Origin of the sequence: Acidipropionibacterium timonense, assembly GCF_900605005.1 — a bacterium.
Lineage (GTDB): Bacteria > Actinomycetota > Actinomycetes > Propionibacteriales > Propionibacteriaceae > Cutibacterium > Cutibacterium timonense.
In genome coordinates this window covers 1-7978 of the sequence record NZ_LR027559.1, presented here as the reverse complement: position 1 = coordinate 7978, position 7978 = coordinate 1, and the positions used below count along the sequence as shown (strand labels likewise).

The window sequence follows — 7978 nt, the reverse complement described above, 5'->3', positions numbered from 1 at the left end:
GGTCAGCGGTCGCTGGGGGTTCCACGGGACCGGCGGCTGGGGGCAACGCCTGGTCGGCCGCCTCCGACAGCCGGGGCGACGGGTCGGTGGACCCACGCCGTGGCCGCTCGGACACGGGTGGATCGCCACCGTCGGGCCGGTCCGGCACTGCCCGGATCTCGACATCGGGGCCGAGCATCCGTACGCCCGTCACCCGGAACCGATGGGCATCCGCGATCGTCGCGACCCCGGCCTCCCCGAGCGCCGATCTCCCGGTTCCGAGCATGAGCGGACCCAGGTGGGCGACCACCTCGTCGACGAGGCCGGCGGCCAGGAAGGCACCGGCGAGGGTCGGTCCGCCCTCGAGCCAGACCCGGTGCACCCCGCGCCGGTGGAGGACGGCGAGCGCCTCGTGCGGGTCGCGGGTGCGCAGCCGGAGGGTGGGGGCGGAGTCGTCGAGCAGGTGCGCCCCGGCCGGCAGCTCCCGCCGCCCCATGACGACCCGCAGCGGCGGGGTCCTCGGCCCCGTCTCCGCCGGCCGGCCGGACGGCGGCGGGCACGGCTCCACGGCGCTCACCGAGCCCACGCTGCTGCTCCCGCCACCCGTGCCGCCCGTGCTCCCGGTGCTGCAATGTGGCAGTCCGGAGTCGCCCTCGGGTGCAAGACGCACCGTCAGCCGGGGATCGTCGGACAGGGCCGTTCCGGTACCCACGAGGATCGCGCCACATTGCATCCGCTCGAGGTGCACCTGCCGGCGGGCCGACGCCGAGGTGATCCACCGGCTCGTCCCGTCGGCGGCCGCGCTGCGCCCGTCCAGGGTGGCCGCGTACTTCCAGACCACCCTCGGTCGCCCGTGCTCCATGGCGAACGTGAAGTCGGGGTTGAGCTCGCGGGCCCTGGCCTCGAGCACCCCCTCGACCACCTCGATCCCGGCAGAGCGCAACCGGCCCGCCCCACCGGTCGCTCGCGGGTTCGGGTCCTGCTGGCCGATGACGACGCGGCGCACTCCGGCCTCGATGAGGGCACGGCTGCATGGTCCGGTCCGACCGGTGTGGTCGCAAGGTTCCAGGGTGACGACGGCGGTCGCCCCGTGAGCCGATCCCCCGGCATCCCGCAGGGCGTCGACCTCGGCGTGGACCGTCCCGGCACCCCGGTGCCAACCCCGGCCGATGACCGTACCGTCCGGGCCGACGAGGACACAGCCCACCCGTGGATTGGGATCAGGGATGGGCGATCGCAGCGCCAACGCGACGGCCTGGGCCATGTACACGTCCCATGGCGATGCCTCAGGCTCTCCTGCCATGGCTCGACCCACGTCCGTGCCCGACCCCATCGCGTCCTCCGTCCAACCCGGACGCACTCCGGGGACGGCGCGGGACGCCATGGGTCGACGACGATGCACGGACGCCTCGAGGGACGCCCGGTCGACCCACCGTGCTTCCTCCCATCCGGACTTTCACCGTCGGTACCGGAATTCCACCGGTTCAACCATGGGCTGGGCTGCTGGGCCCTGCCGCCGGGTCGCGGACTGTCACCGCCGGTTCGGACTTTCACCGACCCCGGAGCACGTGTGCTTGGGGCCAAGTATGCACCCTTCGCCCGGAGGACGCGCAGGTGGCTCAGTCGTCGTCCCGTCGCACGCGGACGGTCTTCTCCGATGCAGCTTCGTCTGATGCGGCCTCGGCGGACCGCTCGGGTTCGGCGCCTCCCTCGTCGACCCGACGAGTCGGCTCCTCGGCCTCGTCGGAGGACGCCGCGACGACATGGGCTCGGGTCGGTTCGGCCTCGGGGTCGGTCCGATCGGCTCGCTCGGCCGGATCAACTCGAGCCTCCGGCTTCTCGACGACGTCCTCGTCCCCCGGACCGGCGAGCGACCGGTCCACCTCGCCCGTCTCGTCCGCACCGACCGTCTCGTCCGCACCGGCCGTCTCGTTCGCACCGGTCGTCGGGGCCTCCTCGGCCTCCTGCCTCGCCCGGGCACGCTCCGCACGAGCGGCGACGTTGACCGGGTCGCGGTGCCATCGCACCGTCCCCACGGTGAACCCGGTGATCATCCCGACCAGACCGAGCAGGCCGACGGCGAGCCACCACACGTCGGGCAGCGTCGGACCGACCTGGGCCAATCGTCCTGCACCCAACGAGCCATGGGCCAGCGTCGCTGCAGCTCCCAGGACGAGCCCGGCACCTGCACCGGTCGCCAGGCCGAGCCCGGAACACAGCTCGAACCCGTCCGGCCTGCTGAGCACGGCGACGAGGGTCCCCAGGACGGCAGCGACGACCGGCACGAGCAGCCACAGCACCGACCATCCGGCACCCCCCGTTCCGGCCACCGTGTTGTCCGGGAGCGCCCCGAGCACGGGCAGTGCGGGGGCCAACCCCAGATGGGTGCCCAGTGGCGAGGCCCAGGACCCGGTTCCCACGGCGAACCCGGCCCCCAGGCACCACGAGACCGCCCAGAGGATGAACGTCGGAAGCCACGCCAGCTCGATGAGCACCAGACCGATCCCCGACCATCCACCTGCCCCCAGGGCGCGGTGCAGTTCGAGCACGCGGCCGGCGTGGACGAGCAGGCTCAGTCCCGCGGCCAGGGCTCCCCCGGCCACGACGACGGCGACGGTCACCGCGATCGCCCGCGGGAGTCCCCCGGCCCAGGAGGGAAGGCCCTCGAAGGGCGTCCGCCCCGCGCCCCGACAGGCTCCGATGAGACCGGACGACAGTCCGACGAGCAACGCCCCGAGGACCAATCGCCCCCAGGAGGAGGTCCCCACCGAGGCTCCGATGATGGCGGCGGCCGCGACATGGATCGACGTCTGGAGCGCGGCGAGTTCACCGATCCGGCGCCACGTGGCACCGGCCGCGTCGGCCCCTGCCATGGCCCGCCCGGCGTGACGCGCGACCTCCTCCTCGGACCAGAGGATGGCCAGGGTCAGTCCGAGGGGGACCAGGCCGACCTGCATGCCGAGGGCGACGAAGGACACCCCGTGCGCCGACAGCCACAGTTCACCGGCACCGGCGATGACGTCGGAGAAACTGCCGTCGGGAACGTGCAGCCACTCGGGAGCCAGCAGGCCACCGAGGATCGCCCACTGGCCGAGAATGACCATGACGGTGCCGGCGCCGAGCACCGCCGGCCAGGGCCAGGAGACGGTCGTGGCGCGACGACGCCGGGACGTCGAGGAGGAGACCTCCAGATCGATGTCGTCGTCGGACCGCCGACCCAGCGACCCGAGCCGGCTGGTGCTGGCATGGGACGAGTCGTGCGACATCGGCATCTGGCGGGTTCCTTCCGGACGAGGACCTGGGCGGCGGGGGTGGTGCTGCGGGTAAGCTCACCGCAGAGTGGAGGACTGACCCCTAGTGCGGAGGCAACCCGAGTGAGTGACGAACCGACGGGCCGGCCACGACGAGCGATGCCTGCCCAGGGCGACGGGATCGACTCCGACGCGGGTCGCCTCGACGATACCCCAGCGGCCGTCGACGACGGCGGTGCGACGCCGGCTCCCACGAGGGCCCGACGCGGACTGGCGGAGCAGACTCCCGGCCCGCGGTTCAACGCCCCGACATCGGTCGACGACACGTCCTCGACGCCGGACACCGCCCCGTCCACGGACACCGTCGCGACTCCGGGGGACGGATCGACGACCGACGCCCATGCCGCCTTCCGTCGCCCGGGCGACGTCGATGCCGCCACCGAGCACACGACCCCTCCCGGTGGACGACGGGCCGCCGCCACCCTTCCCGGGGACGACGTCGCCCGCGCCCCGCGGCGGTCCGCGTCGAGCTCACTCACCCCGCCGGAGCCTCCTGCCGTGGACTCCCCCGCCGAGTCCCCCCGGCCGGGACCCGACCCCGCGTCCCCGACGCCCGGCGACCGCCTCGAGGTCGGCAGCCCCCGGCATCGCTGGCTCCTGTGGACCCTGGCCGGGGCTCTCGTCGTCGCGGTCACCGTGACCGCCGTGTCCCTGGCCAGCCACCACAGCACCCCGGCTGCCACCCCGACCCCGTCGGCCCCCAGCAGCACCGGTCCCCGCCTGTCGGCCGCCGGACTTCTCACCGCCGACGACGCCCGTGCCATCGACGCCAAGGCGACCTGGTCCATCGCCTCGACGGTCGATCACGTCGATTCGTCGGCCAGCGACGGCATCTCGTGCATCGTCCGCGACACCAACCACCCGACGTCGACCGCCACGTGGCAGCGTGCCCTCTCGACGACGACGTCGACGGCCACCGCGGCCCTGCACCGCATCNCGCCGGACTTCTCACCGCCGACGACGCCCGTGCCATCGACGCCAAGGCGACCTGGTCCATCGCCTCGACGGTCGATCACGTCGATTCGTCGGCCAGCGACGGCATCTCGTGCATCGTCCGCGACACCAACCACCCGACGTCGACCGCCACGTGGCAGCGTGCCCTCTCGACGACGACGTCGACGGCCACCGCGGCCCTGCACCGCATCGATTCCTACGCCGACGTCTCGACCGCGCAGGCCGCCTTCCAGGCCGAGGCCGCCTCCCTGGCGAGCTGCTCGTCGGTGCCCACGCACATCGTCTCGGCAACGACCTTCAAGGGGATGGGCGACGAGTCGGAGTCGGTGACCATCGCCTACCAGGGCGTCAAGACCCAGTACCGCACGGTCGTCCTCATGCGGATGGGCACGGTCATCGAGGCCGTCGACGCCGCCACCTACGGCGACCCGATCCCGGCCTCGTCGGTCGGGACGGCGCTGACGGCCGCGGCGCGACGCTCGTGCTCCGTCGCCGGCGGGACCTGCCCGGCCACCGTCACCGCGACGCAGACCATTCCGCCGATCGCCGGGGACGCCGGGTGGCTCATCACCTCCGACCTGCCGCGGATCACCCCGGACCAGGGAGAGTGGTCGACGACGCCGATCGCCGGCGTGACGACGAAGGGCAGCCAGTGCGAGGGGATCACCCTGTCCACCGTCTCGGGCCCGACCCAGCGCCAGCAGCGCACCTACCTGCTGTACAAGGACTCCGCAGCCCCGCAGGGATTCGGCGTGGACGAGGTGCGGTACTCCTTCGCCGACGCCGCCGCCGCGACGGCCTTCGTCAAGAAGGTGGGCGACGCCGTCAATGGCTGCACGAAGACCCTGCCGACCGCGAAGGTCTCGGGGGCGACGAGCTTCACCGGGACCGGGGAGAACTCCCAGCCCATCCAGGCCAGAGCCTTCACCGTCGCGCAGAACGCCGGTGGCAACCAGCAGGTGACCTTCCAGGTGTCCATCGCGGCCGTCGGCGACAAGGTCGTCTACCTCCTGGCGAACACCACTGCGAAGTTCTCCTTCCCGGCGACGGCCTGGCAGGAGCTCACGGTGCGCGCGGCCCAGCGGGCCAGCCAAGCGCGCTGAGCGCCTCGGGGGCCACCTCGCGCTGAGCGCCTCCCGTGATTCGTCCGCCGGGCCCACCGAGTGGCCCGTCCCCGCCCAGCAGCGGATGACGATCGGGGCGCCGACCATCCGGTCGGCGCCCCGATTCAGTACACCCGGGTGGGCGAACTCACTTCTTGAGCGAGTCCATGGCCTCGTGTGCCAGCTGGGCGGTCTCGGTCGGGGTCTTGCCGACGCGCACGCCGACGGCCTCGAGGGCGGTCTTCTTCGCGGCGGCCGTGCCGGAGGACCCGGACACGATGGCACCGGCATGGCCCATGGTCTTGCCCTCGGGGGCGGTGAAGCCCGCGACGTAGGCCACGACCGGCTTGGTGACGTTCTCGGAGATGAACTTGGCGGCCCGCTCCTCGGCGTCGCCGCCGATCTCACCGATCATGACGATGATGTCGGTCTCCGGGTCCTCCTGGAAGGCCTTGAGGGCATCGATGTGCGTCGTCCCGATGACCGGGTCGCCGCCGATGCCGATGGCCGTCGAGATCCCCAGGTCGCGCACCTCGTACATGAGCTGGTAGGTGAGGGTGCCCGACTTCGAGACGAGACCGACGCGGCCCGGGCCCGAGATGTCGGCCGGGATGATGCCGGCGTTCGACTTGCCGGGGCTGATGATGCCGGGGCAGTTCGGGCCGATGATGCGGGTCTTGCCGGAGCGCTGGGCGGCGGTGAAGAACTCCGCGGTGTCCTTGACGGGCACTCCCTCGGTGATGCACACGACGAGCGGGACCTCGGCCTCGATGGCCTCCATGACGGCCGACTTGGTGAACTTCGCCGGGACGAAGATGACCGAGACGTTGGCGCCGGTGGCCTCGACGGCCTCCTTGACGGTGCCGAAGACGGGGACGGTGACGCCGTTCTCGAACTCGACGGTCTGGCCGGCCTTGCGCGGGTTGACGCCGCCGACGACGGCCGAGCCGGAGGTGAGCATCCGCTGGGTGTGCTTCATGCCCTCCGAGCCGGTCATGCCCTGGACGATGATCTTCGAGTTCTGGTCGAGAATGATGGACACGGTTCAGGCCTCCTTGGCGGCAAGCTCGGCGGCCTTGCGGGCGGCCTCGTCCATGGTCGGGACCATGGTCACGAGCGGGTGGTTGTAGTCGGACAGGATCTGGCGGCCGGCCTCGACGGCGTTGCCGTCCAGACGCACGACGAGCGGCTTGGTGGCGGTGTCGCCCAGCTTCTCGAGGGCACCCTTGATGCCCAGGGCCACCTGGTCGCAGGCGGTGATCCCGCCGAAGACGTTGACGAAGACGCTGCGCACCTGCTCGTCGGACATGATGAGGTCCAGGCCGTTGGCCATGATCTCGGCGGAGGCGCCACCACCGATGTCGAGGAAGTTGGCCGGGCTGGGCTTGCCGGGGAACTCCTGGCCGGCGTAGGCGACGCAGTCGAGGGTGCTCATGACGAGGCCGGCGCCGTTGCCGATGACGCCGACGTTGCCGTCGAGCTTGACGTAGTTGAGGCCGAGCTCCCCGGCACGCAGCTCGAGCGGGTCGGTGGCGGCACGGTCGACGAGGGCGGCGTGGTCGGGCTGCCGGAAGGACGCGTTGTTGTCGATGGTCATCTTGCCGTCGAGGGCGAGGATGCGGCCCTCCCCGGTCTTCACCAGCGGGTTGACCTCGACCAGGGTGGCGTCCTCGTCACGGTAGGTCTCCCAGAGCTTGACGAGCACCGGCACGATGGCGGCGTGCTCCTCGGCCGGGAACCCGGCCTCGGTGAGGATCTGGGAGGCCTTGGCCTCGTCGACGCCGTCGATGGGGTCGACCGGGACCTTCGCCAGGGCCTCGGGGCGCTCCTTGGCGAGGGTCTCGATGTCCATGCCACCCTCGCGCGAGCACATCGCCAGGTAACGGCGCTCACCGCGGTCGAGGAGGATCGAGAAGTAGTACTCCTCGGCGATGTCGGCGCCCTCGGCGATCATCACCTTGTGCACGGTGTGGCCCTTGATGTCCATCCCGAGGATGGCTTCGGCCTTCTCCTGGGCCTCCTGGGGCGACTTGCCGATCTTGACGCCGCCGGCCTTGCCGCGGCCGCCGACCTTCACCTGGGCCTTGACGACGACGACCGGGGTGCCCAGGTCCGACGCCGCCGAAGCGGCCTGCTCGGGGGTTTCGGCCACGATCCCGCGAAGCACCGGAACGCCGTGCTTCTCGAACAGGTCGCGGGCTTGGTATTCGTACAGGTCCACAATCTCTCCACTCTAAGAGGCGACCCGCCGGCTCCCGGTGGGTCGGAGTCGGGTTGGGCCGTCGGCCCGGGGGTCGGGTTCGGCCGTTGGCCCGGGCGTCGGCGCGGGGAGCCCGACATCTCGTAGCCTAGCGTCGCGGCGGTCAGGAACGCATCACGGTGCACACTCCTCGCCGAACCCATGCCTTGTCGCAGCCCCGTGGCTCGCGGCAGCTCCCCGGGGATGCGGCCGCCGGCCGCCGATTCTGCCGCGAGGGCCACCCCGGACGGTCGATCATCCAGCCGGTCAAGTCCCTTTGAGTGGTGTCACTTCGTCTGCTGGGTGGGGGTCAGGCGGTGAGGTGAAGTTGGGGTCTGGTGGCGTCGTGGTGGTCGGTGAGGGTGTGGATGAGTTTGCGCATGGAGGTGTCG

General features: G+C 71.8%; 4 protein-coding genes and 1 riboswitch. All 4 genes read right to left on the bottom strand.

What is annotated here, in order from left to right; genetic code table 11:
- Positions 1–1243: bifunctional diaminohydroxyphosphoribosylaminopyrimidine deaminase/5-amino-6-(5-phosphoribosylamino)uracil reductase RibD (ribD, locus tag E0E30_RS13030; RefSeq protein WP_130866915.1), on the bottom strand; the 1243-nt coding region annotated here is incomplete at its 3' end.
- Positions 1244–1410: 167 nt separating this feature from the next.
- Positions 1411–1550, bottom strand: a riboswitch (FMN riboswitch).
- Positions 1551–1598: 48 nt separating this feature from the next.
- Positions 1599–3251, bottom strand: coding sequence for a cell division protein PerM (locus E0E30_RS13025; RefSeq protein ID WP_130866914.1), 1653 nt, complete (start codon positions 3249–3251; stop codon positions 1599–1601).
- A 2244-nt stretch (positions 3252–5495) separates the two neighbouring features.
- Positions 5496–6389 (bottom strand): succinate--CoA ligase subunit alpha, encoded by an 894-nt coding sequence (gene sucD / locus E0E30_RS13015; RefSeq protein WP_130866912.1) that lies wholly within the window; start codon positions 6387–6389, stop codon positions 5496–5498.
- A gap of 3 nt (positions 6390–6392) precedes the next feature.
- A complete protein-coding gene (sucC, locus tag E0E30_RS13010; protein ID WP_130866911.1) occupies positions 6393–7568 on the bottom strand; it encodes an ADP-forming succinate--CoA ligase subunit beta in 1176 nt (391 codons plus the stop codon).
- Between the last annotated feature and the right edge of the window lie 410 nt (positions 7569–7978).